Consider the following 25,896-nt stretch of genomic DNA (forward strand, 5'->3'; position numbering starts at 1 on the left):
GACAAGGGGGATATCGGCATGATCGATATCAGGACCGAAGCACAGGCCGAGGCGCGGACCGTGCAACTCGAGATCGACGGCAAGGAAGTCACCGTGGAACGAGGTGCGTCGGTGCTCGACGCCATTCTGTCCACGGGCCAGGAACATCCGCACGTCTGTTATCATCCGGCGCTCGGCCCCATTGAAACGTGCGACACCTGCATTGTCGAGATCGACGGCAAGCTGATGCGCGCGTGTTCCACACCTGTCGAGGACGGGATGGCGGTCCGGACCAAGTCCGTGGCCGCGCGGTATGCCCGCAAAGAGGCGATGGACCGCATTCTGAAGAACCACGAGCTGTACTGCACCGTGTGCGACAACAACAACGGCAACTGCGTGCTGCACAACACCGTGATGCAGATGGGCGTGGAACATCAGGCGTATCCGTTCACGCCCAAGCCGTACGAGGTCGACATGTCGAACCCGTTTTATCGGTACGATCCGCAGCAGTGCATCCTTTGCGGCCGCTGCGTCGAGGCGTGCCAAAACCTGCAGGTGAGCGAGGTTCTCTCCATCGCGTGGGATCGCGAGGTGCCGCGGGTCATCTGGGACAACGACGTGCCCATCAACGAGTCGTCGTGTGTGTCGTGTGGCCACTGCGTGACGGTCTGTCCGACCAACGCGCTCATGGAAAAATCCATGCTTGGGGAAGCGGGCTTCCTCACGGGCATCGAAAAGCCGACCCTGGATAAGATGATCGACATCACCAAGAAGGTCGAGCCCGGTTACTCGTCCATCTTTGTCGTCTCGGAGATTGAGCACGAGATGCGCGAAGCGCGCATTCGGAAGACGAAGACGGTCTGCACGTATTGCGGCGTGGGCTGCGCGTTCGACGTGTGGACGAAGGATCGGCACATTTTAAAGGTCGAGCCGCAGATGGAGGCGCCGGTCAACCAGATCTCCACGTGCGTCAAGGGCAAGTTCGGCTGGGACTTTGTGAACAGCCCGGATCGCCTGACCAAGCCTCTGGTGCGCAAGGGCGATCGGTTCGTGGAAGTGAGCTGGGACGAGGCGCTCGACGTGATCGAACGGCGCATCAAGGAGATCCAGGCGAAGCACGGGTACGACGCGGTGGCGTTCATCTCGTCGTCCAAGACGACCAACGAAGAAAACTACCTGATGCAGAAGCTGGCGCGCGCCGTCATGCACACGAACAACATCGACAACTGCTCGCGTTACTGCCAGTCTCCTGCGACCGAGGCGCTGCGGCGGACCATGGGGCTCGGCGGCGACACCGGATCTATCAAGGATCTGGAGCTGGCCGATCTCGTCCTCATCGTCGGCGCGAACCCTGCCGAGGCGCATCCCGTGTTGTCGACGCGCCTGCGCCGGGCGCAGAAGAAGCGCGGCCAGAAGCACATCGTGGCCGACGTGCGGCGCAACATCATGGCGACACGCGCCGATCTCTTCATCCAGCCGCGCCAGGGCACGGACTTGGTCTGGTTGTCCGCGGTGACGAAGTACATCATCGATCAGGGCCGGCACGACGAGGCATTCCTGCGGGATCGCGTGAATGGCTTTGACGAATACGTGCAGTCGCTCGAGAAGTTCACGCTGGACTACGCGAGCGAGATCTGCGGCCTCCGCAAAGAGGAGCTCGTCCGCGTGGCCGAGATGATCATGGAGGCAAAGCGCGTCGCGGTCTGCTGGGCCATGGGCGTGACGCAGCACCGGGGTGGCAGTGACACGTCGACCGCCATCTGCAACTTGCTTTTGGTGACCGGGAACGTGGCGCGGCCGGGCACGGGTGCGTATCCGCTGCGCGGTCACAACAACGTGCAGGGAGCCGGTGACATGGGCTGCGCGCCTCCGTTCCTGCCGGGCTACGAGCGCGTGGACAACGAAGAGCAGCGGCGCAAGTGGGAGAAGCTCTGGGGCGTCGAACTGCCGACCACGCCTGGGCTCAACAATCATCAGATGGTGGATGCCATTCACGAAGGCAAGCTGAAGGCGATGTACCTCTGCGGGGAGGACATGGCGGTGGTGGACTCCAACGCCAACTACGTGGAGGACGCCTTCCGGAAACTCGAGTTCTTCGTGGTCCAGGACGTCTTCCTGTCCAAGACCGCGCAGTTCGCGGACGTGGTCCTTCCGGCCTGCCCGAGCCTTGAGAAGGAGGGCACGTTCACGAACACCGAGCGGCGCATCCAGCGCTTGTATCGGGTGCTTGAACCGCTGGGAGACGCGAAGCCGGACTGGGAGATCATTCAAATGGTCGCCAACCGGTTTGGCGCCCATTGGAACTACACATCTGCGCGCGAGATTTTCGAGGAGATGGCGAGTGCGGCCGATCTGTTCCGGGGGGCGTCGTACGACCGCCTCGAGGGCTACGGGAGCCTGCAGTGGCCCGTGCTTCCCGACGGCACCGACACGCCGCTCCTGTACACGGACGGCTTCGCATTCCCCGACAAGAAGGCGCGGCTCTATCCGGTCGACTGGACGCCGCCCATCGAAGTCGGGGAGGAATACGATCTAGAGTTGAACAACGGGCGCTTGCTCGAGCACTTCCACGAGGGCAACATGACGAGCCGCGTGCCCGGTATCCACGAAAAAGTGCCGGAAACCTTCGTCGAGATCTCGCCGGAGCTCGCGAAGGAGCGCGGTGTCCAGGACGGCGCGCTGGTGCGCCTCGTCTCGCCGTACGGCAGCATCAAGGTGCGCGTGGCCGTGACGGATCGCGTGTCCGGGAAACACGTGTACGTTCCGCTCTTGTCCCATGCGGACGAGGAGGCGGTCAACCGCCTCACGTCGAGCGATCACGACACCGCCACCTACACGCCTGCCTATAAGGAAATGCGCGTGCGCATGGAGGTCATCCAATCGTGTGGCGAGCCGCCCATCAAGCGCGGGAACTTCCGCCTGGGCAAGCCGAACCCGCAGCCCGGTGTGAACGTCGAGCAAAAGTGGGCGCGCAAGGACTACGTGCCGCTGGTGACGGATCGCGCGCTTGTGAAGGAGGGTTGAGCCGTGGCGGAACCCATTCGGGTCATTGAGCGCCGGGAGGAGACGCTCGAGGAGCGGCGCCAACGCGTCCTCGAGCGTCTGGCGGACGCGGTGGTCCATGAGGAGCAGGCGGCGGAGCGGTTGATTCAGCTCGTGGCGCTGGCCGAAGACAAAGGGCTGTTGCCCATGCTGACTGCGCTTCTCGAACGCGGAGACCGGGTTCTGGCGCACGTCGTCGATCTGCTGGCTCGCGATGAATACACGTCTGCGCTGCAGAATGCTATCGGGCTGGCGCAGGCGCTTGGCAAATTTGATCCAAGCATGTTGGCGAAGCTCGTGGACGGCGTCGCAGGTGGGCTGGCGGATGCCAAAGAGGCGACGGCCGCAGATGGCAAGCCGCTCGGCGTATTCGAATTGCTCGCGCTGCTGAAGGATCCGAATGTATCGTATGCCATTCGCTTTCTTCTGGGGTTTTTGTCAGGAATGGGTAAGACCCTTCGCTCGCAGGGCTCTCCAGATTGACGGCGCAATTTCTCGGGAAATGTCGAATGGAAAAGAGGCCGCGGTCAGAAGCCCGCGGCCTTTCGTCTTAAATCTCCAGCCATTGTCGATAGTGCTTCAAGAGGGTTACAGGACCTCCTAAATGCATTAAATATTTCATTTTCGAGCCGTCCTTGAGTACCAATGCGGTGGCGCCTGTCGCGTGGTGCCTGCCGATCTCGGCCACGCCGTACCTCGGTCCAAGCGAAGCCACCATGCCGTGATCGCGGTAGACAAAGGGCAGTGGAGGGCGGCCGTGCGCCCTTCGCACGAGATTGGCCCCGAGGTGGTGACCCATTTGTTCGGCCACCTGCCCGGTGGGCGGCAGGACGTTGCCGTGAGCGTCGGCGAAGCGCGCGCAGTCGCCGATGACGTACACGTCGGCGACACCCCGGGCCATCAGAAACTCGTCCACGTCCACTCGGTTTCGAGCGTCCACCGGAAGCCCCGCTTCCTTTAACAGGGCGGGCGCTTCGACGCCGCCCGTCCAGACGAGCGTGCCGGCCTCGAGCTTTCTGCCCGAGGCGAGGAGATACGCCTGCGGCTCGGCGCCGGCCACGCGTTCGTTGAGAATCAATTCCACGCCGCGTTCGACGAGCTTCGCTTGAGCGACGGCTCGGAGCTGGTGGTCCACGTCGGGCAGAATCTCGGCGTGCGCGTGAATCAAGCCGAGGTGCAAGTCCGTGAGCGGCAGTCCGAGCTCACGCACACGCTTGGGCAACCAGTCCGCCCATTCGCCCATGAGTTCGACCCCGGTGAGCCCGCCCCCCGCCACGAGCACCTTGAGGTGGACGGGGTTTCCCGTTTGCTGATACCGCTCGAACTCTCGTTCCACATGGTGATGGAGTTCCATCGCCGCGCGCAGCGAATCCAACCGGAACGTGTGCTCCGCCACGCCCGGCAGTCCGAATGTGGCCGTGCGGCTGCCGAGTGCGACAATCAGTGTGTCGTACGCCAGGGTGGCGCCATCGGTTTCGACGAGCTTGTCCGACAGCCGCAGGTTCTTGACCTCTGCGATGATGATCTCGCTCGTCTTTCGGTGAAATAGTTCTTCCAGCGACAGCGCGTAGGTGCGCGGGTCGTGCCGCGCCCCGGCGACCTCGTGCAGAAGCGTCTTGAAGGTGTGATAAGGCTCGCGATTGACGAGCGTAAACGGGATGCCGTGCCGATCCAGTTCCAGCGCTGTCGCGAGGCCGCCGTATCCCGCGCCGAGAATCACGATTCCACTCAATGCGCTCTCTCCTCTCGCACTGATGATACACGAATCCAGAGAAGAGAGCAGCCTCGGTGACACACGAGCGTTCCATCGCATCTTGAAAAAAGGGAGCCGCGCCTGCGCGCGGCTCGGCGAACATGGGCCTCAGTTGGCGTAGGCGCCGTACGGAACGAGGAGGATGAACAGCACGAAGATGATGAGAAACACGACAGCCCAGCGGGTGTAACCACCGAAGACACCGTACATCGTCTCAGCACCTCCTTGTCGTTCGATGGTTCACTGTATGTAGGCAGGCACGACATTGGGTGGACGGATGCCCGGATCCGAAGCGTATAATGGACAAGCAAGGATCTCTTTGGAGGAGGGCGAATTTTCGTGGCGTTGACCTTCATGCAGATGGTGCAAAAGGCCAAGGAGAACGTGCCAGGGTTGAGTGCCGCTGAGGCGAAGAAGCGGATTGAGGAGGATCCGAACACCCTTGTCATCGACGTGCAGGACGCGGCGGACGCGGGCGCATGTGGGCTCATCCCTTCAAGCGTCAACATTTCGCTCGGCATGCTTCCCATCCGCGCGGATCTGGAGCTCCCGAAGGAGCTGCGAGATGAGCGCCTCGCGGATCGAAATCGGCCCGTCATCACGACCTGTGGAGCGGGCGGACAGGCGGCTCTCGCGGCGTACGTCCTGAAACTGATGGGCTTCACGAACGTGGCATACATCGAAGGCGGGACGGCAGCGTGGAAGGAAGCGGGCTACGAGGTCGTGCATTGAGGCATTTGCAGAAGAGAAAGCGCCCATTTGGGCGCTTTCTGCATTAAAAGGTGTCGGGATCGGGCCCGAAGCGATGATTCCGGTTGAGCGCGTTGATGCGGCGCATATCTTCGTCGGACAGCGAGAAATCGAACAGGTCCGCGTTCTCGAAGATGCGCTCTCTGCGCACCGACTTTGGGATGGTCACGACTTCGTTCTGCAGATCCCAGCGAAGCACAATCTGGGCGGGCGTCTTGTGGTACTTCTGCGCGAGTTCCTGCAGGACCGGGAGATCGAGATTCCCCCGCATAATGGGACTCCACGCTTCCAGCTGGATGTGATGCTCCCGGCAGAACTGCCTCAGCGGTTCCTGCGTCAACAGGGGGTGATATTCCACCTGATTGACAGCCGGGACGACGTTGCCGTGCGCGAGGATGTCTTCGAGATGATGAATCTGGAAGTTGCTCACCCCGATGGCTCTCGCAAGTTTCTCGTCATAGATGCGCTCGAGTGCACGCCACGTCTCCCGGTACTTTCCGCTCACGGGCCAGTGGACGAGGTACAGATCCACGTATTCGAAGCCGAGGCGCTTGAGGCTCGCTTCAAACGCGCGAAGGGTTTGATCGTAACCCTGGTCTGTGTTCCAAACCTTGGTGGTGACAAAGACTTCGCCGCGGGGCAGGCCCGATTCACGGACGGCCTTGCCGACGCTCTCCTCATTGGCGTAAAAGGCCGCGGTGTCGATATGGCGGTAGCCGGCTTCGAAGGCGAAGCGGATGGCCTGTTCGACTTCGTCGCCTGCTTGCGCCTTGTAGACGCCGAGCCCGAGCCACGGCATCTTCACCCCGTTGTTCAGTGTGACGGTGTCCTGCACGTGTTGTGCGACCATGGTGGTGCAGCCTCCCCTCTTGGACTGGAACAAAAGTGCCAAACGCTATTATACCGCAAGCGACGCGCGACGCGATCTGGACATTTCCCAAGATTCCGTTCATATTGAAACATAGCATCCCTTCGATGGGTCGTAGATAGAGATCTCAAGGAGTGGCGAGGAGATGAACACATGAGCTACGTGTATTTGCTCGATACCACATTGCGGGATGGCACGCAGGGCGAGGGGGTCAGCCTCACCGTCGCCGACAAACTCAAGATTGCAGAAAAGTTGGACGATCTCGGCGTCGCCTACATCGAAGGCGGCTTTCCGGGCGCGAATCCGAAGGATGAGGAGTTTTTCCGCGCCGCGAAGTCGCTTCACCTCAAGCACGCGAAGCTCACGGCGTTTGGCTCCACGCGCCGCCCCGGGGTTCGCGTCGAGGACGACGCGAGCGTGCGGGCCGTGCTGGACGCTTCGACGCCTGTGGTCGCGATCGTCGGGAAAGCCTGGGATTTTCATGTGACGGAGGCCCTCCGGATCGATCTCGACGAGAACCTCGCGATGATCAGGGACACCGTGCAGTACTTGAAGCAGCACGGGCGCGAGGTCATCTTCGACGCGGAGCACTTTTTCGACGGATTCAAGCGAAACCGAGCGTATGCGCTCGCGACGGTTCGGGCGGCGTGGGAGGCCGGCGTGGACTGGGTGGCGCTTTGCGATACGAACGGCGGGAGCATGCCGCACGAGATCCACGAGATGGTCACACAGGTCATTCAGGAAGTGCCGGTCCAAGTCGGCATTCACACGCATAACGACTGCGAACTGGCGGTGGCCAACAGCCTCGCCGCGGTTCAGGCGGGTGCCCGGATGGTGCACGGGACCATCAATGGCATCGGGGAGCGCTGCGGAAATGCCAATTTGGCCTCCATCATTCCGAACCTTGAGCTGAAACTCGGGTATCCGTGCCTGCCTTCTCGCGACCATCTGCGGCTGCTGACGCCGGTGGCCCGGTTTGTCGGGGAAGTCTGCAATCTCGTGGCGCACAGTTACCAGCCATTCGTCGGCCACAGCGCGTTTGCCCATAAGGGCGGCATCCACGTGAGCGCCATCCAGCGAGATCCCGAGACATATGAGCACATTCCTCCGGAACTCGTCGGCAACGAGCGCCGCGTCCTGCTCTCGGAGTTGTCGGGCGTTTCGAACGTCTTGGCGCAGGCGCAGGCGTTCGGTATCCCGACGGAGGGGCGAGAGACCGAGCTTAGGCGCTTGCTCGAGCGCATCAAGCAGATGGAGCACATGGGGTATCAGTTCGAGGGCGCCGAGGCGTCGCAGGAACTTTTGTTCCGTCGCGTCCTCAACGATTTCACGCCGCCTTTTAAGGTCCTTGCTGTGCGCGTGGATACCGACGTGCAGCGCCAAGGCGAGGCGACGTCTCAGGCCATCATCAAGCTCGAGGTGGACGGAGAAATCGTCCACACCGTGTCCGAGGGCAACGGGCCGGTCAATGCGCTCGACGCGGTGTTGCGCAAGGCGCTCGCTCCGCATCGCCCCGAAATCCGCCGCATGCACCTCACGGACTACAAGGTCCGCGTGTTGGACGAAAAGGATGCGACGGCGGCCAGGGTCCGCGTCTTGATAGAATCGACGGACGGCGAACACGTCTGGCGGACAGTCGGCGTATCGGAAAACGTGATTGCCGCGAGCTGGGAGGCGCTCGTCGATAGCATCCAGTACTACCTGGCGCTCGTGGTGCCGAGCCAGGCGCTCGTCGAAGCTTGAAACGATTGGATGGAAGCGCGACAATGGAAGGCGATCATCGACGCGACGCGGAGCGCCGGAGCCCAATCCTCGGCTCGGCGCTCCCGCCCTGAGCGGGGGGGTTGCCGGTGGAAGCATCGGGTGCCGAGCGCGCCTGGGACCAACGTGGACGCCCAGTGTCTTGGAGACGGACCCTTTGGACGATGTGCGCCGTGCAAGCCATCATGATGATGGCTTTTTCGAGCATGAACCCGTTTCTGGCGCTCTTCATCGGCCAGCTGGGCGTTCACAACCCGCGCGCCGTCGATCTCTGGGCTGGTGTCGTCGCAAGTGCCAACTTCCTCATGTCCGCCATCATGTCTCCCGTGTGGGGATCTGTCGCGGATAAGCGCGGCAAGAAGCTGATGGTGATGCGGACCACGCTCGCCATCGCTATCGCCACCAGCCTGATGGGATTCTCCCGGAACGTGTACGAGTTACTCTTCATCCGCATGCTGCAAGGGGCGTTTAGCGGATTTTCGGCGTCCGCCAACGCGCTCGTCGCGAGCACCATTCCGGAGGAGCGGCTGGGCTTTGCCCTCGGATGGCTTTCGACGTTTGCCATGGTCGGGAGCCTCGTCGGACCCCTGTTGGGCGGCGTGCTCGTGGACGCATTTCATCACAACTATCGCATCGTGTTCCATCTCACGGCGGCGTTCGCCACGACGGCGTTCCTCTTGACCTGGGCGATGATTCGAGAGTCGAAAACATCGACTAACGAATCAAATGGCATGGGCCGGCGCATCGGACTCATCGGTCAGTTCAAGGCCGTGCGCGACCTCCGCACCGTCCAGGTCATGTTTTTCGTCCTCTTCGCCGCTCAGTTCTCGGTCATGAGCGTGCAGCCGGTGCTTCCCTTATACATCCGCGAGCTCGTTGGCCGGGATCCACAACTGTTCGGCGTGATCGGCACGCTTTCCGGCGCCTGCTTTGCTGTGACCGGGATCGCGGATCTGATCTTCTCCCCGTTTCTTGGAAAGCGAAGCGACCGGATTGGCTACCGCAAGGTGTTGTCGATCTCGCTCGTCGGCGCCGCGCTGTGCTACATTCCGCAGGCTCTCGCGCCGAACGTGTGGGTGTTCATGCTTGGGCGGTTCCTGCTGGGCGCGTTTATCGGAGGCATCCTTCCCACCGCCAACGCGCTCGTGGGCCGCATGACGCCGAAGGAGATGCGGGGGCGCGTCTATGGACTCACGGCCAGTTCCACCTTCCTCGGCAGTTTCGCCGGTCCCCTCGTCGGCGGCGCCGTGTCTGCCGGGTTCGGCATTCGCGTCATGCTCGCGGCCGTCATCCTGCTCTACCTTGCCAACTTCGCGTGGGTCCGCTGGCGGGTCCCCGAGTGGCGGGAAGGTGAGGAGCGACCTTCGGCGCATACGGGTGCGTGATGGCGGGCAGCCTGGGAGAGGAAAACGATGGATGGGCCGTGGTCTACGGCACGGGACGAGGAGGATGGCGGTGGGTCGAGCGAACGGTCAGCCGGAGGCGCTTCGCCTTCCGCACGATGCGTCTTCTCGCCGCGCGATGGAGAGATCCTACGAAGAGGAGAGCCCCTTCGAGTTGCGGCATAAGCTTTTGGCGCTCGCGGGGCGCCACGAAGAGAAGCGCGCCCGGGCGATGCTCGACGCTGGGCGCGGCAACCCCAACTGGATTGCGGCAGCTCCGCGAGACGCGTTTTGGTGTCTCGGCCAATTTGCCCTGGAGGAGGCGCGGCGCGTTTGGCAGGAGGGCGATCTCGCCGGCATGCCGCACCCGGACGGGATCGCCCGGCCGTGATGGTGCCCATCTTTCCCCCGTACGTGGAGATCCCGGCGCTTGATACCGGTTTGACGTGGTCGAAGTGCGGGCCACGGGTCGCAATCCAGCGGGCGAACCGACGTGGCAGTACCCTCCGGACGAGCTCCGCAAGCTCGCGGATCCATCCGTGCAAGCTCTGTTTCTCGTCCATCCGTCCAATCCCCCGTCCGTCGCGCTGAGTCACGAGACCCGCGAGACGTTGGTCGATCTCGTCCGCCGCCACAACCTAGAGCTCATGATCATCGGCAAGGCATGACGGCGTTTGCCCATCGCTTTCAACGAGGCGATCTGTCTGTTTGTCTTGTAACACGCAATAAATTTTTATGTCCAAACCCTTGCGATTAGGTTCATCTAACTTGTAGAATACCTCCTAGAAAGTTGACTCCGGAAGTCAAGTATGCGGCGCCGCACCTCTAGGAGGATGTTGAGATGTCCATCGCACTTCGGAACATCGGTTGGAAGAGAGCGCTCGTGTGGGCATGCGCCGCCGTCGTGATCGCCGTCCTGGTCTGGCAGGGCGTCACCGCCGGCGGAAATCCGAACCCGACGAGCCACAACATCGGGCGAGGGGCGGCCATCGTGGATACGGGCATCCTGGTCTTTCGCGAGGGGCTGGAGACCATCCTGGTGGTCTCCGCCATCACGGCGAGCCTGATGCGGACCGGTCAAGGGTATTGGCGGCCCATCTCGGCCGGCGCGGGTCTCGCGTTTGCGGCGACGCTTCTCACGTGGTTTGTCGTCGTGGGCATCATCGCGCTCGTGGGCCAGACGGCGCCGGAGTTGTCCATTCAAGCGGCGACCGGGCTCTTGGCCATCATCGTTCTGCTCATCGTGATGAACTGGTTCTTCCATCGGATCTATTGGACCGGGTGGATCAGCTTCCACAACCGCAAAAAGAAAGAGATCATCGACCAGGCAGAGCGGGGCGCACAGGCGAGATCGCTCGCGTATCGAGGCCTCGTGGTGTTGGGCTTCACCTCTGTGTACCGCGAAGGGTTTGAAGTGGTTTTGTTCCTGCAGAACACGCGTATGCAGCTGGGATCGGGCGTGGTGGTGATTGGCGCCGGCATTGGCCTCGCGCTGACGCTCATGGTGGCCGTGCTCACGTTCTTCGCACACCGAAAACTGCCCTACAAGCGCATGCTGGTGCTGACGGGCGTCATGCTCGGGGTGGTGCTTCTCGTGATGGTGGGCGAGCAGGTGCAGGAGATGCAGCAGGCGGGCTGGCTGCCGTCCACGCCGCTCAACCTCGGGCTTCCGGACTGGGCGGGTCTGTGGTTCTCCTTGTTCAACAATTTGCAGAGCATCGTCGCGCAGGCCCTCGCGGCGGTCATCGTGCTCGGCTCCTACTTCGGCGCACAGTACCTCCGCGTCTGGCGCCCGCGCCGCGAGGCTGCCCGCGAAGCGCAGGCGCTCTCCGAATGAGAGCTCAAGCCCCAGCTGTCTCCGTCAAGGCGAGCACTCACGTCGAGCGCGTGGGTGCTTTTTTCGTGCGATCCTTCTTTGCCACGCCGCCTCCGACGGGCTCCTTATGTTACCATGAGGTCAGAGAGAGCTAGGAGGGAGAGGCCATGGCCATTCGCTTTGCGTTTTTTGACATCGACGGCACGCTGATCGATGATCGGCGCGAGCTTTCGCCGCGCGTCGAGGAGGCCCTCGCGGCGCTGAGGCGCCGAGGCGTCGAGACGGCCATCGCCACGGGGCGGGCGCCAGATCAGCTTCGCCCCATCGCCGAGCGGCTCGGATTCGATTCGTACGTCTGCTGCAACGGCGGCCTCGCCGTGTATCGCGGCGACAAGGTGCTGGCGGCGTCTGTGCCGCGCGACGTGATCGCCTCGTTCGTCGAACTCGCCGAATCGAACGGCTATCCCGTCGTGGTCGCCGGGGACGAGGCGTGCTACGCCAATCGGCGTGATCACGCCGAAATCCGCGAGGCGTATCGGTTCCTGGGCTTGCCAAGCGAGCCCGTCTACGATCCGGACGCGTGGAAGCGGGAAGACGTGTATCAACTCTATCTCTTCTGCAAGCCGGGACAGGAGGCTCCGTTTGTCGAAGCGTATCGCGACGCGCTTCGGTTCATCCGGCCCCATCGCTTTTACCTGGATGTGTTTCCTGCGGGCGTGTCCAAAGCGACGGGTGTCGAGGCCATCCTCCGCAGCGCCGGCTGCAGCAAGGAGGAGGCGGTGGCGTTTGGCGACAGCGAGAACGACGTGGAGATGCTGAAGTACGTGGGGATGGGCGTCGCCATGGGAAACGCCGCCGAGCCGGCCAAGCGCGCGGCGAGGCGGATCACGGGCTCCGTGGACGAGGGCGGCATCTTCGCCGCGCTCGTCGATCTCGGCTTGATCGAAGGGCAGCCGGTGCCGTGATCGTCCGCGTTGCGGTCACCGCTCAACGACCACGATGGCCGTGGCGAGCGCGCGCTTGGGCGGCGTGAGATAACGCCCCTCATACCACAGTCCCACCGACGATCCGCCGTCCAAGTTCATCGCGTCCCACAGGCCGAGCGCCTTGGCGATGGACGCCTCCTGCCACACGTTGGCCTCGTGGATCGTCAGAAAGACGAGGTGGCCCGCGCGGTCCGTCCCGACGACCGATCGCAGGGTCTCCGCGTTCAGGATGTCGGGCTCATCCAGCCCTTCGAGCGACGGTTCGACGTCGATCCGCCCGTTCTGCACGAGCATGGGGCCGGCGCCGATGGCGTTCGGGTACGCGGCAAACGGGACCGGCTTCTCGCTCGGCAGCGCCAACACGGTGTCGGTCAGTACGGCCGGATCGCCGACGTGAACGCGCGTGGCGATGGGCGTCTTGGCCTCGCCCGCGCCGAGTTCGATGTCGTACCCGTCGGACGGGATGGGGGTCATGCCCGGGTGAATGGCCGTCACTTTGCCGCCGACGACCTGCGCCACGAGGGCGCTCGGATCGCGCGTCTCGGGGCCGAAGTACGGCGTCAGCACGTCCACCCGCATGGGGTTCGTGCTCAGCCGATTCAGATACCAGGGCCACATGGCGGAGGTGGGACTGGACGGATCGTCCACGTCGAGCGACAGCGCTTCCGCCGCGCGCAGCATCGTGGTCTGGCCGTTTGAGCCGAAGCCGAGCAGCGTGCCGCGGGCGTTGAACACAAACGCGCCGTTCAGTTCGATGGCACCTGCAGGAAAGTTGTCGCCGCCGGCGTCAAAAAACGTGCCGTTGATGGCCGCGACGGCGTGATTTTGAGCTGCGATTTCCGCGAGCGACGCGGTCGTGCCCAGCCGGTTGTTGGCGATGGCGGGCTTGGCTTCGATGCCCGGCGCACGGAGATCGATCACCAACTCCTGCACGGCCTGACCGTCCACCGTGAAGGCGTGAGACGAGATGGGGCTCGCCGGGCGCGCGGCATGGGCGCGCACGACGGGGGTCATCGCTCTCGTCGCGTGCAACAGGGCATCGACGTGCAAAGGAACCAAACGTCATTCTCCTTTCGCGTGTCCTGGCGGACGATGCATGGCTTTGCAACGCTTGGCGCATCTTGACCCAAAAGGGGCGTGGTCGAAGATGAAGTGGAGAATCCTCTGTGCGTGGGGATGCGTGTCCGCCGCATCGCTCTGGCTCGGCGCGGGTTGTGGCGCAGCCAAGGATCAGGGCGCGCCCGGCGCATCGGCGCCAGCCCACCGTCCTGCGCCAACGGACACGTCACAGAACTCCGTGCAAAACCATCACATTCTCCTGGAACCCCTTCCGCAGGGCGTGAGGACGACGGAAGATCTGTACAACTGGCTGCTCGGCCAACGATTGGCGCAGATGGACAATCCAGCGCAGGGCGAAATCTGCCTCGATGCGGCCTGTAAAGTGGCGGCCACCGTGTTTTCCGGGCCGGCGAAAGCGAAGGCCGGGAGGCCGCTCGCGCTGGTGGCCTTTCAGTCGCGGCCGGGTTGGCACGTCCTTTTGGGGCCGCTGCCGCAGGCGGACGATCCGCCTCGACAAGCGCAGACCCTCAATGCGCACCTGCGCGACTATCCGCGGGCGCAGGGCGTGTGCGTCGTCGAAAGCGGCGAGATCGACTGGTATTGGATCGAGGCCGGGCACCTGCAGATCATGCGCCAGCCGCGGACCTAGCGAACTCCGCGGCTGGCTTGGCGCTAGACCCGCTTGTCCGCGAGTTGGACGAACACGTCGAGATCGCGCAGGGCGAAATCGATGGCGCTCTGCCAGAAGTCGGGCTTCGTCAAATCGGCTCCGATGTGCTTTTGCGCCAGATCCTCGACGCGCATCCGCCCCGTGTCGCGGAGCAGTTCGACGTACCGGCGGGAGAATGTCTTCCCCTCCGCGGCCGCCATGGCGTGAATCCCCGAGGAGAACAGGTAGCCGAACGTGTACGGGAAGTTGTAGAAAGGCGTGCCGGTGATGTAAAAGTGGAGCTTCGACGCCCAGAAGTGCGGATGGTATCGCCGAAGCGATCCGCGGTACGCTTCCTGCTGCGCACCAACCATAAGCTGGTTCAGCCGTTCGGCGGGCACGTAACCGCGCTTGCGCTCTTCGTAAAACCTCGTCTCGAACAGAAAGCGGGCGTGAATGTTCATCAACATCGCGGCGGCGCGCTGCAACTTGTCGTTCAAGAGTTCAAGCCGTTCGCCATCGCCCGAGGCGGCTCGAATCGCGGCGTCGGAGACGATGGCTTCCGCGAACGTCGACGCCGTTTCGGCGACGTTCATCGCGTATTGCGTCGCGAGATAGGGGAGATCGCGCATCACGTGCTGATGATACGCATGGCCAATCTCGTGCGCGAGCGTCGCGACGTTGCCAGGTGTGCCCGAGAAGGTGACGAAGATCCGCGACTCGCCGTGCACCGGAAAGCTCGTGCAGAATCCGCCCGGGCGCTTTCCCGGACGGTCTTCGGCCTCGATCCACCGGCGCTCGAAGCACGAGTCGGCGAACGCGGCCATCTCCGGGCTGAACGCCGCGAACTGATCCACGATGAACTGCCGCGCCTCTGCGTAGGAGATGGCCCGGCGGTGGGCGCTGGCCTCGAGCGGGGCGTCCACGTCGACGAACGACAGCTTTTCCACCCCGAGCAGCCGGGCCTTCGCGGCAAAGTAGGGGAGGAGCCGTTCCTGATTGCGCGCCACCGCAACCCACATGGCCTCAAGCGTCTCCCGCGACATTCGGTTCATCTCGAGCGGCTCTTCTAAGACCGAGTGCCAGCCGCGCGCCTCGTACGCCTGAAGCCGAAAACCCGCCAGGTGATTGAGCGCATCGGCGCAGAGGTCGGCCTCGCGAGCCCACGACGCCTCCCACACGTCGAAGAGGCGGTCGCGATCGCGCTGGGCCGCTTGGGTCATCCGGTTCGAGAGTTGGCCCATCGAAACGGTCTCTCGGCGCCCCTCCATCTCGATTTCCGCGGCCATGCGGCCGACGATGGTGTCATACAACTCTCCCCACGCGGCGTACCCATCGGCCGAGAGCCGTGCGATGAGCCGCTCCTGTTCCGCCGGCAAGCGCCGCTTGGACCGCTCGATCCGCTCCTCAATCGCGAACGCGAGAGGCGCCAACTCCGGATCGCCGAGAAGGGCCTGGATGCTGCTTTCCCCGGCCTGCTGAAGACGCTCATCCAGAAGCGCGAGCGCGCTCGTAAGCGTGGAGCGAATGCGGTTGACGCGGGTCTGCAGCGTCTTCGCCTCGGCGTCGTGCACGTTCTGCGCTGTGAGGCAGGACACGAAGGCGCCCGCTTCCCGAAGGCGCTTGCTCAGATCCTGCATGGTGAGGATTACGGCCTTGAGCCCCATGTCGGGGCTCTGCATGGCGCCTGGCGTGTTCTGCAGCACCATCGAAAAGGATGTCACGTTGGTCTCCAAGTCGTCGAGAAAGTTTCGAAACGCAGGAGAATGGCTTCCCCCTGCGTACAGGGACTCGAGATCCCACCGCTGTTGTTCGCTCACGCGATCGCCTCCCATGACGAATTATACCGCTTGCTCCACCGAGCGAGCTTGCTTCCAAAGGCTCTCCTTTTGCATGTGCGCGTTCACCTCACGGCATGGACGATCTCGCCTCGATGCGCCACAATGAACGAAGACGAATCGAACGGGGGGCAAAACAGCGATGCGGCGCTGCAAGTGGGCGGGATCGAGAGAGCTGTACGTACGGTATCACGATGAAGAGTGGGGCGTGCCCCAGTTTGATGATGGTGTTCTCTTTGAGTTTCTGACGCTTGAAGCCGCGCAGGCGGGCCTGCAGTGGTATTTGATTTTGTCGCGCAGGGAAGCGTATCGACAGGCGTTCGCGGATTTTCAGCCCGAGGTGGTGGCACGCTACGGGGAGGAGGATGTGGCGCGCCTTTTGGCTCCCGACTCCGGCATCATCCGCAACCGGGCGAAGGTGGAAGCGGCGATTCACAACGCGCGGGTGTTTCTGGAGGTTCAGGCCGCGCACGGTTCATTTGCGAGCTGGTTATGGGGGTTCGTGGATGGCAAGCCCGAAGTGCACGCCTTTGCGCGCGAAGAGGATGTGCCCGCCACGTCCCCGCTCGCCGAGCGCGTGAGCCGAGAGATGCGTTCGCTCGGCTTCCGATTCGTGGGGCCCGTGATGGTCTACGCGTATCTGCAGGCCGTCGGCGTGGTCCTGGACCACGTGGTCACGTGTTTCCGGTATGAGCCCCTCCGCGCCCTGGCAGAGTCTCTGGGACATGACGCCCGGTGACGCGGCGAGGTTCGGGGACTCCTGTCCACGGCAACGTTTGACCAGCGGCCCACAAAAATGGTACTATAAAAATGCAAGTAAGTACCTTGGGGGGTATTCCAATGGCCACGATGACGTTGACAGACGCCAATTTCCAACAGGCGATTCAAGGCGATAAACCCGTGCTGGTGGATTTCTGGGCGGCGTGGTGCGGTCCCTGCCGCATGATGGCGCCGGTGCTCGAGGAGTTCGCCGAGGCGCACGCCGACAAGGTGACCGTTGCGAAGCTGAACGTCGATGAGAATCCGGAGACCACCAGCCAATTCGGCATCATGAGCATTCCGACGCTCATTCTGTTCAAGGGCGGCCGCCCTGTGAAACAGCTCATCGGGTATCAGCCGAAGGAGCAGCTTGAGGCTCAGCTCGCGGACGTCCTGCAGTGAGGGAGAGGCGGATCAGATGACATCCGAGGCGCAGCAGGACGCCGGCCTTGAACGGGCCACCTTCGCCGGCGGATGTTTCTGGTGCATGGTGAAGCCCTTTGACACGTGGCCGGGGGTCGTGTCCGTGGTCTCCGGCTACACCGGGGGTCATGTCCCGAATCCGACTTACGAACAGGTGTGTTCCGGGACCACGGGCCACGTGGAAGCCGTGCAGATCACGTACGATCCCCGCCAGATCACGTATCAGCAGCTGCTCGACATCTTCTGGCGCCAGATCGATCCGACCGATCCCGGCGGCCAGTTTTACGATCGCGGCCCGTCTTACAAGACGGCGATCTTCTATCATACCGAAGAGCAACGCCGCCTGGCCGAGGCGTCGAAGGCCGCGTTGGAAGCGTCGGGCCGCTTTCAGAAGCCCATTGTCACGGAAATCCGGCCCGCGGGCCCGTTCTACCCGGCGGAGGAGTACCACCAGGATTTCTATCGAAAAGAACCGCTTCACTACGAGCGATACCGGCGCGCGTCGGGCCGAGATGCGTTCATCGCCGCGCACTGGGGGAGGGAATGACCCTCTCCTCGGCTTCGGCGCCGTCTGGGGGAAGCACTGTCAAAAAGGCGCGATCGCCCTGCCAGACCGTGTGCACGGGGACGTGAAACGTGCGGGACAGCACGTCGTCCGTGAGCACGGCCTTTTTGTCTCCGCGGGCTGCCACGCGCCCGGCGTCGAGTGCGAGCACGTGCGTGATAGCGGGGATCATCTCTTCAATGTGATGCGTGACGTACAGGAGGGCTGGGGCGTCGGGGCCCTTTGCCATCGTGTTCAAAGCGGTCAACAGTTCTTCGCGCGCGCGCACGTCGAGCGCCGTGCACGGTTCGTCGAGGATGAGAAGCGACGGTTTCGCCATGAGCGCGCGTGCGATGAGGACGCGCTGTTTCTCGCCCTGGGAAAGCGAGTGAAACGGGCTGTCGACGAGGTGCTCGACCCCAAACTGGCGGGCCAACGCGCGCGCCTGCTCCCATTGTTCCGGCGCCGGCTTTTCCCACAGGCCGATGGAGGAGAAGGCTCCGCTCGCGATCACGTCGAGCGCGGCGTCGCTTCCGGCGTCCTGCTCCACGCGCTGCAAAAGGGCGTAGCTCACCCAGCCGATGTTCCGCCGGACTTCGCGGATGTCCACGCGGCCGTACGGGTGCCCAAGCACCGAGACCTGGCCTCGCGTTGGCCACTGGTAGCCCGTGATGATCTGCAGCAGCGAGGTCTTGCCCGAGCCGTTCAAGCCGACCAGTCCCCAGTGTTCGCCCTCGCGAACGTCGAACGACACATTGTCCAGAATCATCCGTCCATTTCGAATCCACGTCACATTCGAAACGGAGAGAATCGCCACGTCTTCCGCCTCCTTGCTGTCTCTCTATCCTAACACAAAACCGGTCGCAGACCTAGCTGCGACCGGTCTCGCGGCGCTCTCCGCGTCACGCGTTCACTGCGCCTTGGTGGCTTCGATCTCGAGCTCGATCTTCACCTCATCGCTCACGAGCACGCCGCCCGTCTCGAGCGCGGCATTCCAGGTGAGGCCGAAGTCCTTGCGGTTGATCTTGGCCTGCGCCGTGAAGCCGGCCACCTCTTGCCCCCAAGGGTTCTTGCCCATGCCTTCGTACGTCACGTGGAAGGTGACGGGCTTCGTGACGTCGCGGATGGTGAGATCGCCCGTCATGTCGTACGTATTGGGGCCCGTCTTGACGATCTTCGTGGCCTTGAACGTCATGTGGGGATACTTTTCCACGTCGAAGAAGTCTGCACCGCGGAGATGGTTGTCCCGGTTCTCGTCGCGCGTGTCAATGCTGGCGACGTCGACCGTGAAGTCGATCTCGGCCGTCGTCAGATCCTCCGGATCGGCGACCACCGTCGCGGAGAACTTCCTAAAGTGACCGCGCACCGTGGTGAACATCATGTGTTTCACGCTGAAGCCAATCGTGCTGTGACTCGGATCCACGTTCCAAGCTACCTTTGCCATAGGTCAACCTCCCGACAGATCGGTGTGCGCTCGAGGCCGAGCGCTTCTGCCTGCTCTTATTATTCATCAGTGATGAAAAAATGATAAGTAGGAACATCGAAGTGCTTTGGTATACTTGAGGTAACCTACCTACAGCGAAAGGCAGGCGTTCATCTCGATGTCGTCCGGCCATCGCGGAGATTCGCCCTGTTCGGCTGTCTCCACGCTTCAAGTCCTGAGTGGCAAATGGAAGTGGCTCATCCTGTACCACCTGTTTCAACATCCTTCGCTGAGATTTTCCGAACTCATGCGCCGAATTCCCGGCATCACGCAGCGCGTTCTCACCAAGCAGTTGCGCGAACTGGAGGAAGAGGGCATCGTCGAGCGGACGGTGTACCCTGAGGTTCCCCCTCGCGTGGAGTACGCCATCACGCCGTATGGCCAATCGCTGCGGCCCATCCTTGATCTCATGCATGCGTGGGGCCTCGAGCACTTGCGCCGCAAGGCGGAGCGAGCCCTCCAAGAGCCCAAGCTGTGACCAAATCGCGCCATCGCGGCGCGTTGCGCGTCGGCTCGGCGCAAGATGAGCGTTTGGCCGTGCGGGGACACGGGAAACGATGGAGGTGGCGCGGGGTGCGCGTGGTCGTCCGAGGGCTCATCGACGGTCAGTGGAAGGACGTGATCGCCGAAGATGGCTGGATCACGGACGTCGGCGAAGCGGGGATGGGACAGCTCACAGGTGCTCGGCTCATCGACACGGCAGGGCGCTTGCTCCCCGGTTTCGTCGACGTGCACGTGCACGGAGGGGGCGGCGCGGACGTCATGGACGCGTCGATGGATGCGTTTGAACAGATTGCGATGACGCACGCCCGACATGGCACGACGTCGCTCTTGTTGACGACGGTCGCCGCTTCTCGTGAGGCCACCTTGGCGACCTTGTCAGCCTGGCGAAAGCCGGGGAAGTGGCGCGGTGCGGACGTGCTTGGATTTCACCTGGAGGGCCCGTTCATCCATCCTGAGAGGCGCGGCGCTCATCCCGCCGAGTACGTGCGCACGCCATCGCAGGCGGAACTGAGGGCGTACGCGGGGGCGGGCGCCGTGCGCATCCTCACGTTGGCGCCGGAGTTGCCAAGTGCGGACGAAACCATTCAGGCCGCTCACGAGCTCGGCATCGTCGTTTCGCTCGGCCACTCGGCGGCCACGTACGGCGAGGCGATGCGGGCGTTCGATCTCGGCGCAAAGTGCGCGACGCACCTGTTCAACGCCATGGACGGCCTGCACCACCGGCGGCCGGGCCTGGCTGCCGCGGCGCTCGATCGCGCGGACGCGATGGTCGAGCTCATCCTCGACGGCGTCCACGTCCATCCCGCTGTCGCGCGCCTCGCGATGCGCATCAAGGGGCGCCACGGCGTCATGCTCGTGACGGACGCCGTATCGGTGGTGGACATGCCGGAAGGCCGGTACTGGTTTGCCGGTGGCGAGGTGGTCTACGAGGATGGCGCCGTGCGGCGGCCGGACGGAACGCTCGCGGGTAGCGCGCTGACGATGGAGCGCGCCGTGCAGGTCGGCCTCGCGCACGGCGTATTTTTGCCCAGTGACGTGCCGTACGTAGCGGCCGCAAACGCCGCGCGCCTTTTGGGCGAGCGGCGCGGGCGGATCGAGCGGGGGTATCGCGCGGACCTCGTGGCGCTCTCTGCGGAGGGCGCCGTGACGCACACCATCGTCGGCGGCCGGCTCGTGCACTGCGCGTAGCAATCCAACTTCACGCCGCGTGAGCCCCATTCGGGCGTGCTCTCGCCAAATCGGGGCCGCGGTGATACAATGTACACAATGTCTATCGGTTTACTTCATCATGGCGATCCCGATGGATCGCGCGGCTAGGAGGAGTTGGCGTGTCAGTGACGGAACGCGAACGTGACGCGGTGCAGGAGCATCTGGTGCCGACGGATCAGGCGGAAGAAGCGCGGAGGTCTTGGTCCGCGCTCAAGGCCGTCCAGCTGGACGAGATCGCCGTGTCCGATTTGTACCAACTCGGGATTGGCGCGTTTTCTCCGCTGGACGGGTTTGTGTCGGAGGACGACTATCACGCAATTGTGGAGACCATGCGGCTCACCTCGGGACACATCTGGTCCATTCCGGTGACGCTGCCCGTCTCGGAGGACGTGGCGCGCACACTGCGCCTCGACGAGACGGTGGCGCTCGTGCGGCCGGACGGGATGGTCTGTGGGCGCATGACCATCCGCCACATGTATCGCCCGAACCTGGATCACGAGGCGGAGCAGGTTTACCGCACGCGGGATCTGGAACACCCAGGCGTTCGGCGGCTGTACGAGCGCGGAGGCGTCTATCTGGGAGGCCCGGTGGAAGTCTTGCCGGATGAGCGCGTGGATGAGTTCACGCCTTACGCGTACACGCCTCGGCAGACGCGCGCCGCGTTCCGGGAGCGCGGGTGGCGCACGGTGGTCGGCTTTCAGACCCGAAACCCGGTGCACCGCGCGCACGAGTACATTCAGAAGGTGGCGCTCGAGATGGTCGACGGGCTGTTCCTGAATCCGCTGGTCGGGCCCACCAAGGCGGACGATGTTCCGGCCGACGTGCGCCTGCGCGCGTATCAGGCCATCCTGGAGCACTACTACCCGCGGGATCGCGTGTTTTTCGGCGTGTACAAGGCCGCAATGCGCTACGCCGGTCCTCGTGAGGCCGTGATGCACGCGCTTGTAAGGCGGAACTTCGGCTGTACCCACTTCATCGTGGGGCGCGATCACGCCGGCGTGGGCAACTACTACGGAACCTTCGACGCGCAGCGCATTTTCGACCGATTCGACGTGGCGGAGCTCGGCATCACGCCGCTGTTCTTCGACAACGCGTTCTACTGCCGCAAATGTCAGGGTATGGCGACGGCAAAGACCTGTCCGCACGGCGACGACGATCACGTCACGCTGTCCGGTACCAAAGTGCGCCAGATGCTGCGCGAGGGCATTGCCCCGCCGCCCGAGTTCAGCCGGCCGGAGGTAGTCCAAGTTCTGATGGAGTATTACGCGAAACAGGCTTAAACTAGACGGTAGGCCCATGAGGGCCGAGTCAAGTGAGCTTGGAGGCTTGTCGTGATGACGGAACGACCGCTCCTGAGTCTGGACGAACACCTGTGCTTCGCCGTGTACGCGTGCGCCCGCGAAACCATGCGGCTCTATCGCTCGTTTTTAGAGCCCCGCGGACTGACGTTTCCCCAATACATGGTGCTGGTCGCGCTGTACGAGCTCGGCGCATGCACAGTGAAGGCGCTCGGGGAGCGGCTTTACTTGGATTCTGGCACGCTGACCCCACTTTTGAAGCGAATGCAGGAGAGCGGCCTCGTCGACAGGCGGCGAGACACCGATGACGAGCGCAAGATGTGCGTGTCCCTCACCGAGAAGGGTCGTGCGTTGCGCGAAGAGCTGGGCACGGTCCCCGACTGTGTCAAGGATCAGATTGACGACCTTCAGGACGAGGACATCGCGGATCTCCGGGCGCGTGTGCGCGCGCTTCTCGAGCGCATCCACCGCGCGAACGAACAGTTGTCCGGCGAGTAGGGAAGGCCGATAGCGGGCCTCGGCAAGCCGATGCGGGCTGTGCGCGTCTCCGCCGAGCAGGCCAATGCCGGTTCGCCGTGGCACCCGTAGAGTTCGAGGAGTGACATTTCACCGACGCGGGCCTCCGCCGGCTGGATCATCCACGGCCGGTGAACCACGCCGGTCTCCAGCACGGTCCCGAGGGCGCGCGCGTAGAGCGCGTACCGGTTGAGAAGCCACGCCTCGATGGAGTCAGGCGCGGGCTCGTACCAAGGCATGCGGCTGCCGGCCCGCCGAAAGCCGAGGGAAAGCGCCGGCCCATCGCCGGCCCGGCTCACCACGCCGATGGCGAGGCGCTCTCCTCCATCCATCACGGTCATGTCCGCCGGCTCGAACGGCAGCGCGTAAGCGAGTTTCCCGAGCCGCGCGGGCCACGGCCGGCTCGTCTCCAAGCGAAGGAACCACACGCCCGGCTTCGCGCCGCGGCGGACGTAGGTGCGGATGTTCATTTGCCAGAACCGGCGCATGCCACGGATGGGCGGCAGGCCGCGCAGTCGGAATGGATCCACCGAAAACACCACCGCGCTGACGTACGCTTGGCTGTCGAACAGATCCAGCTCCAGACCGGGCGGGATGTGGCGCATCAGAACATGAGGATCGACACGCCAGTGCGCCATGGCCAGGTGCCGCCATGTTTGTTCCACACACCATGCTTCTCGCATCGTTGGTTTCCCCCTCCTTCGGTATCGTGCGCGCGGCTTCGCGGGACATCACCAGCAAGTTTTGCTAACATGAAGGCGAAGAGAGGTGTGCTGGTTGACACCCTCGTACAAGGGTCGATTTGCGCCGAGTCCCACCGGGTATTTGCACGTGGGCAACGCGTGGGTGGCCATCCTCGCCTGGCTCGACGCGCGGCGAAAGGGCGGCGCGTTCATCCTGCGCGTCGAAGACCTGGACGAGGCGAGATCCCGCGACATCTACCGCCAGGCGATGGTCGACGACCTGCGCTGGCTCGGCATCGATTGGGACGAAGGCCCGGATGTGGGCGGACCCGCAGCGCCGTACGAGCAACGCCTTCGGCGCGGACGCTACGAGCAGGCGCTCGAACGCCTGCGCGAAGCGCGCGAACTATACCCGTGTTTCTGCGCGCGATCCCGGCTTCTGTCCATCGCGTCCGCGCCACAAGGGCTTTTCGGCGATGAACCCCGCTACGATCGCCGCTGCCTTCGGCTTTCGGATGCGGAGCGGGCGGAACTTGCCGCGACCAAGCAGCCGTCGCTTCGCCTCCACGTGCCGGATGATGCGCTCGTCACGGTCGACGATCGCTTGCTCGGCCGCACGACCGCTCGGCCGGCCGAAGGCGGCGACTTCGTCGTCCGCCGGGCGGATGGCGTGATCGCGTACCATCTGGCCGTGGTCGTCGACGATCACGCCATGGGCGTCACCGACGTGATCCGCGGCGCTGATTTGTTTCCGTCGGCGTTTCGCCAGGTCTACCTCGCAGAGCGCTTGGGCTATGCCCCCCCGCGCTATGCGCACGTGCCGCTCGTGGTGGACGAGGAAGGGCGCAGGCTCGCCAAGCGCCACGGGGACCTCTCGCTTCGCGCCCTTCGCGAGGCGGGCGTGCGGCCACAGCAGCTCGTCGGACTTCTTCTGTGGCTCGCCGGGCAACTGGATCGCCCCGAGCCCATGCGTCCAGCCGAGGCGATGGACGGGTTCGATCTCGCACGGTTGCCTCGTCATCCGGTCGTATGGCGGGCGGCGTACACGGCGTGGCTTCAGGCGAATGCCGATTTGTAGGCGAGGAAACGCTGTGCAGAGAATGTCATGCAGGAGGATGAAACCGTGAGCAAAGCGATTGAAGTGGGGAAGACCCATCTGTTCATCGACGGCGACTGGGAAGAGGCGGCGCGCCACGTCGAACTGCGGAGCCCGTACAGCGGAGAGCCCTTGGCGATGATCGGCTACGCGTCGCCGGAACAGGCGGCGCGGGCCATCGAGGTGGCCGCCCGGGCGCAAAAGTCGTTTCGCAAGGTGCCGGCCTGGCAGCGGGCGCAGATCCTGCGCAAGGTGGCGGACATCATTGCGGATCGCAGGGAGGAACTCGCCGAGACCATCGCGCGCGAGGCGGCCAAGCCCATCCGGGCCGCGCGCCAGGAGATCGATCGGACCATCGAGACGTACCGCTTTTCGGCCGAGGCGGCCAAGTCCATCCGCGGCGAGACGGTGCCCATGGACGCGGCGCCGCGCGGGGAACACCACGTGGCGTTCACGCTCTGGGAGCCGCTCGGCGTCGTGACGGCCATCACGCCGTTCAACTTCCCGATGAACCTGGTGGCGCACAAGGTCGGACCGGCCATCGCGGCCGGGAACGCGATGGTCCTGAAGCCGGCCGAGCAGACGCCGCTTTCGGCCCTGGTTCTCGGGCACATCTTCCAGGACGCGGGCCTACCGCCTGGGGTGCTGAACATCATCCCGGGAGATGGCAAGGAGTTGAGCGAGGTGCTGACGACGCACCCGGACGTCGCGTTCGTGACCTTCACGGGCAGTCCGGCGGTGGGCAAGATTATCCGCCAGCAGGCGGGCCTGCGGCGCGTGACGCTGGAACTCGGTTCGAATTCGCCGCTCGTGGTGGATGAAGGCTTCACCGCGCACGAGCTCGACAAGATGGCGGCCGAGATCGTCCAGGGCGGGTTTTCGTACAACGGACAGGTGTGCATCTCGATTCAGCGCGTGTACATCCACGACGCGGTGTACGACGAGTTGGTGGAGCGGATTGTGGCCGGCGCGAAGGCGCTCCAAGTGGGCGATCCGCTTGACGAGGCGACGGATGTCTCGGCGCTCATCAACGAGCAGGCGGGCATGCGGCTCAAGGCGTGGCTGGACGAGGCCGTCGATCGCGGCGCCAAGGTGCTTGTCGGCGGGCGGATTGAGGGCAACCGCATGGAGCCGACGGTGGTGACGGGCGTCCCGCTCGATGCGAAGCTGTGCACGGAGGAGGCGTTTGGGCCCATCCTGCTCGTGGAGCGGGTGTCGAGCTTCGAGAAGGGGCTGGAACTCGCGAATCGCAGCAAGTTCGGGCTGAACGCGGGCGTCTTCACGAAGCGGATGGATCACGCCATGCTGGCCATCGAGACCGTCCAGGCGGGGGCCGTGCTCGTCAACCAGGTGCCGACGTACCGCGTGGATCACATGCCGTACGGCGGGGTGAAGGAGAGCGGCGTCGGGCGCGAGGGCGTGCTGTACGCGATGTACGACATGATGGAGCGGAAGCTCGCCGCCATTCGGACCAACTTCTGAGCCAGCGGGCCCGCGG

26 protein-coding genes are annotated in these 25,896 nt (G+C 63.8%); 19 read left to right on the forward strand and 7 right to left on the reverse strand.

Going from position 1 to position 25,896, the window contains the following annotated elements; genetic code table 11:
* Nucleotides 1–18: 18 nt before the first annotated feature.
* Nucleotides 19–3,003 (forward strand): formate dehydrogenase subunit alpha, encoded by a 2,985-nt coding sequence (gene fdhF, locus AACI_RS04215; RefSeq protein WP_012810240.1) that lies wholly within the window; start codon nucleotides 19–21, stop codon nucleotides 3,001–3,003.
* A 3-nt stretch (nucleotides 3,004–3,006) separates the two neighbouring features.
* The gene (locus tag AACI_RS04220; RefSeq protein WP_012810241.1) at nucleotides 3,007–3,504 is read left to right on the forward strand and encodes a DUF1641 domain-containing protein; all 498 of its coding nucleotides are present in this window, start codon (nucleotides 3,007–3,009) and stop codon (nucleotides 3,502–3,504) included.
* A 67-nt stretch (nucleotides 3,505–3,571) separates the two neighbouring features.
* On the opposite strand, the gene AACI_RS04225 is transcribed toward AACI_RS04220, so the two are convergent.
* Nucleotides 3,572–4,753, reverse strand: a complete 1,182-nt coding sequence (locus AACI_RS04225; RefSeq protein WP_012810242.1) for an NAD(P)/FAD-dependent oxidoreductase — start codon at nucleotides 4,751–4,753, stop codon at nucleotides 3,572–3,574.
* 360 nt (nucleotides 4,754–5,113) lie between these two features.
* Here AACI_RS04225 and AACI_RS04230 point away from each other — a divergent pair, with 360 nt between their 5' ends.
* Nucleotides 5,114–5,506 (forward strand): rhodanese-like domain-containing protein, encoded by a 393-nt coding sequence (locus tag AACI_RS04230; protein ID WP_008336750.1) that lies wholly within the window; start codon nucleotides 5,114–5,116, stop codon nucleotides 5,504–5,506.
* A 43-nt stretch (nucleotides 5,507–5,549) separates the two neighbouring features.
* Here AACI_RS04230 and AACI_RS04235 read toward each other — a convergent pair whose 3' ends face one another.
* A complete protein-coding gene (locus tag AACI_RS04235; RefSeq protein WP_012810244.1) occupies nucleotides 5,550–6,374 on the reverse strand; it encodes an aldo/keto reductase in 825 nt (274 codons plus the stop codon).
* 171 nt (nucleotides 6,375–6,545) lie between these two features.
* Here AACI_RS04235 and cimA point away from each other — a divergent pair, with 171 nt between their 5' ends.
* The 6 genes from cimA (at nucleotide 6,546) to AACI_RS04265 (ending at nucleotide 12,316) form a co-directional block, all read left to right on the forward strand.
* Entirely contained in the window at nucleotides 6,546–8,135 is a 1,590-nt protein-coding gene (gene cimA / locus AACI_RS04240) for a citramalate synthase (RefSeq protein ID WP_012810245.1), read from the forward strand.
* Nucleotides 8,136–8,242: 107 nt separating this feature from the next.
* Nucleotides 8,243–9,538 carry an MFS transporter gene (locus tag AACI_RS04245; RefSeq protein WP_245530704.1) on the forward strand — a complete coding sequence of 432 codons (1,296 nt, stop codon included), beginning with the start codon at nucleotides 8,243–8,245 and terminating at the stop codon, nucleotides 9,536–9,538.
* 64 nt (nucleotides 9,539–9,602) lie between these two features.
* Nucleotides 9,603–9,926 carry a hypothetical protein gene (locus AACI_RS16880; protein WP_245530705.1) on the forward strand — a complete coding sequence of 108 codons (324 nt, stop codon included), beginning with the start codon at nucleotides 9,603–9,605 and terminating at the stop codon, nucleotides 9,924–9,926.
* 55 nt (nucleotides 9,927–9,981) lie between these two features.
* The gene (locus AACI_RS16885; protein WP_041707323.1) at nucleotides 9,982–10,203 is read left to right on the forward strand and encodes a hypothetical protein; all 222 of its coding nucleotides are present in this window, start codon (nucleotides 9,982–9,984) and stop codon (nucleotides 10,201–10,203) included.
* Nucleotides 10,204–10,376: 173 nt separating this feature from the next.
* Nucleotides 10,377–11,372 (forward strand): FTR1 family iron permease, encoded by a 996-nt coding sequence (locus AACI_RS04260; protein WP_041707324.1) that lies wholly within the window; start codon nucleotides 10,377–10,379, stop codon nucleotides 11,370–11,372.
* Nucleotides 11,373–11,518: 146 nt separating this feature from the next.
* Nucleotides 11,519–12,316, forward strand: a complete 798-nt coding sequence (locus AACI_RS04265) for a Cof-type HAD-IIB family hydrolase (protein WP_012810247.1) — start codon at nucleotides 11,519–11,521, stop codon at nucleotides 12,314–12,316.
* A gap of 15 nt (nucleotides 12,317–12,331) precedes the next feature.
* Here the strand turns inward: AACI_RS04265 and AACI_RS04270 are convergent, their stop codons facing one another.
* Complete coding sequence (locus AACI_RS04270) at nucleotides 12,332–13,396, reverse strand: phosphodiester glycosidase family protein (protein ID WP_012810248.1); 1,065 nt, start codon at nucleotides 13,394–13,396, stop codon at nucleotides 12,332–12,334.
* Between the two features lie 88 nt (nucleotides 13,397–13,484).
* Between AACI_RS04270 and AACI_RS04275 the strand changes: the two genes are divergently transcribed.
* A complete protein-coding gene (locus AACI_RS04275) occupies nucleotides 13,485–14,045 on the forward strand; it encodes a hypothetical protein (RefSeq protein WP_041707325.1) in 561 nt (186 codons plus the stop codon).
* 23 nt (nucleotides 14,046–14,068) lie between these two features.
* Here AACI_RS04275 and AACI_RS04280 read toward each other — a convergent pair whose 3' ends face one another.
* Nucleotides 14,069–15,880 (reverse strand): M3 family oligoendopeptidase, encoded by a 1,812-nt coding sequence (locus AACI_RS04280; protein WP_041707326.1) that lies wholly within the window; start codon nucleotides 15,878–15,880, stop codon nucleotides 14,069–14,071.
* A 145-nt stretch (nucleotides 15,881–16,025) separates the two neighbouring features.
* On the opposite strand from AACI_RS04280, the gene AACI_RS04285 reads away from it, so the two are divergent.
* From AACI_RS04285 to msrA, 3 genes are all read left to right on the forward strand, one after another.
* Nucleotides 16,026–16,622 (forward strand): DNA-3-methyladenine glycosylase I, encoded by a 597-nt coding sequence (locus tag AACI_RS04285; protein WP_012810251.1) that lies wholly within the window; start codon nucleotides 16,026–16,028, stop codon nucleotides 16,620–16,622.
* A 101-nt stretch (nucleotides 16,623–16,723) separates the two neighbouring features.
* Complete coding sequence (trxA, locus tag AACI_RS04290; RefSeq protein ID WP_012810252.1) at nucleotides 16,724–17,044, forward strand: thioredoxin; 321 nt, start codon at nucleotides 16,724–16,726, stop codon at nucleotides 17,042–17,044.
* A gap of 16 nt (nucleotides 17,045–17,060) precedes the next feature.
* Nucleotides 17,061–17,612: a peptide-methionine (S)-S-oxide reductase MsrA gene (gene msrA, locus AACI_RS04295; RefSeq protein ID WP_012810253.1), complete on the forward strand. Its 552-nt coding sequence runs from the start codon at nucleotides 17,061–17,063 to the stop codon at nucleotides 17,610–17,612.
* Here the strand turns inward: msrA and AACI_RS04300 are convergent.
* A complete protein-coding gene (locus AACI_RS04300; protein WP_012810254.1) occupies nucleotides 17,584–18,426 on the reverse strand; it encodes an ABC transporter ATP-binding protein in 843 nt (280 codons plus the stop codon). The genes msrA and AACI_RS04300 overlap by 29 nt on opposite strands.
* A gap of 93 nt (nucleotides 18,427–18,519) precedes the next feature.
* On the reverse strand, nucleotides 18,520–19,053 hold the full coding sequence (locus AACI_RS04305) for a YceI family protein (RefSeq protein ID WP_012810255.1): 534 nt from the start codon (nucleotides 19,051–19,053) through the stop codon (nucleotides 18,520–18,522).
* A 157-nt stretch (nucleotides 19,054–19,210) separates the two neighbouring features.
* Here AACI_RS04305 and AACI_RS04310 point away from each other — a divergent pair, with 157 nt between their 5' ends.
* The 4 genes from AACI_RS04310 to AACI_RS04325 all read left to right on the forward strand — a co-directional run bounded on the left by AACI_RS04310 (nucleotide 19,211) and on the right by AACI_RS04325 (nucleotide 22,601).
* Nucleotides 19,211–19,570 carry a winged helix-turn-helix transcriptional regulator gene (locus AACI_RS04310; protein ID WP_012810256.1) on the forward strand — a complete coding sequence of 120 codons (360 nt, stop codon included), beginning with the start codon at nucleotides 19,211–19,213 and terminating at the stop codon, nucleotides 19,568–19,570.
* The gene (gene nagA / locus AACI_RS04315; RefSeq protein ID WP_245530706.1) at nucleotides 19,567–20,784 is read left to right on the forward strand and encodes an N-acetylglucosamine-6-phosphate deacetylase; all 1,218 of its coding nucleotides are present in this window, start codon (nucleotides 19,567–19,569) and stop codon (nucleotides 20,782–20,784) included. The genes AACI_RS04310 and nagA overlap by 4 nt, the downstream gene beginning before the upstream one ends.
* 140 nt (nucleotides 20,785–20,924) lie before the next feature.
* Nucleotides 20,925–22,085: a sulfate adenylyltransferase gene (gene sat, locus AACI_RS04320; RefSeq protein ID WP_012810258.1), complete on the forward strand. Its 1,161-nt coding sequence runs from the start codon at nucleotides 20,925–20,927 to the stop codon at nucleotides 22,083–22,085.
* Between the two features lie 54 nt (nucleotides 22,086–22,139).
* Nucleotides 22,140–22,601: a MarR family winged helix-turn-helix transcriptional regulator gene (locus tag AACI_RS04325; protein ID WP_012810259.1), complete on the forward strand. Its 462-nt coding sequence runs from the start codon at nucleotides 22,140–22,142 to the stop codon at nucleotides 22,599–22,601.
* Here the strand turns inward: AACI_RS04325 and AACI_RS04330 are convergent.
* Nucleotides 22,511–23,302 carry a DUF2071 domain-containing protein gene (locus AACI_RS04330; protein ID WP_012810260.1) on the reverse strand — a complete coding sequence of 264 codons (792 nt, stop codon included), beginning with the start codon at nucleotides 23,300–23,302 and terminating at the stop codon, nucleotides 22,511–22,513. The two genes, AACI_RS04325 and AACI_RS04330, sit on opposite strands and share 91 nt — an antisense overlap.
* Nucleotides 23,303–23,396: 94 nt before the next feature.
* On the opposite strand from AACI_RS04330, the gene gluQRS reads away from it, so the two are divergent.
* Together gluQRS and AACI_RS04340 are read left to right on the forward strand one after the other, a co-directional pair.
* Nucleotides 23,397–24,380 (forward strand): tRNA glutamyl-Q(34) synthetase GluQRS, encoded by a 984-nt coding sequence (gluQRS, locus tag AACI_RS04335; protein WP_012810261.1) that lies wholly within the window; start codon nucleotides 23,397–23,399, stop codon nucleotides 24,378–24,380.
* Nucleotides 24,381–24,425: 45 nt separating this feature from the next.
* The gene (locus AACI_RS04340) at nucleotides 24,426–25,880 is read left to right on the forward strand and encodes an aldehyde dehydrogenase family protein (RefSeq protein WP_012810262.1); all 1,455 of its coding nucleotides are present in this window, start codon (nucleotides 24,426–24,428) and stop codon (nucleotides 25,878–25,880) included.
* Nucleotides 25,881–25,896 lie beyond the last annotated feature (16 nt).

Source organism: Alicyclobacillus acidocaldarius subsp. acidocaldarius DSM 446 (assembly GCF_000024285.1).
Lineage (GTDB): Bacteria > Bacillota > Bacilli > Alicyclobacillales > Alicyclobacillaceae > Alicyclobacillus > Alicyclobacillus acidocaldarius.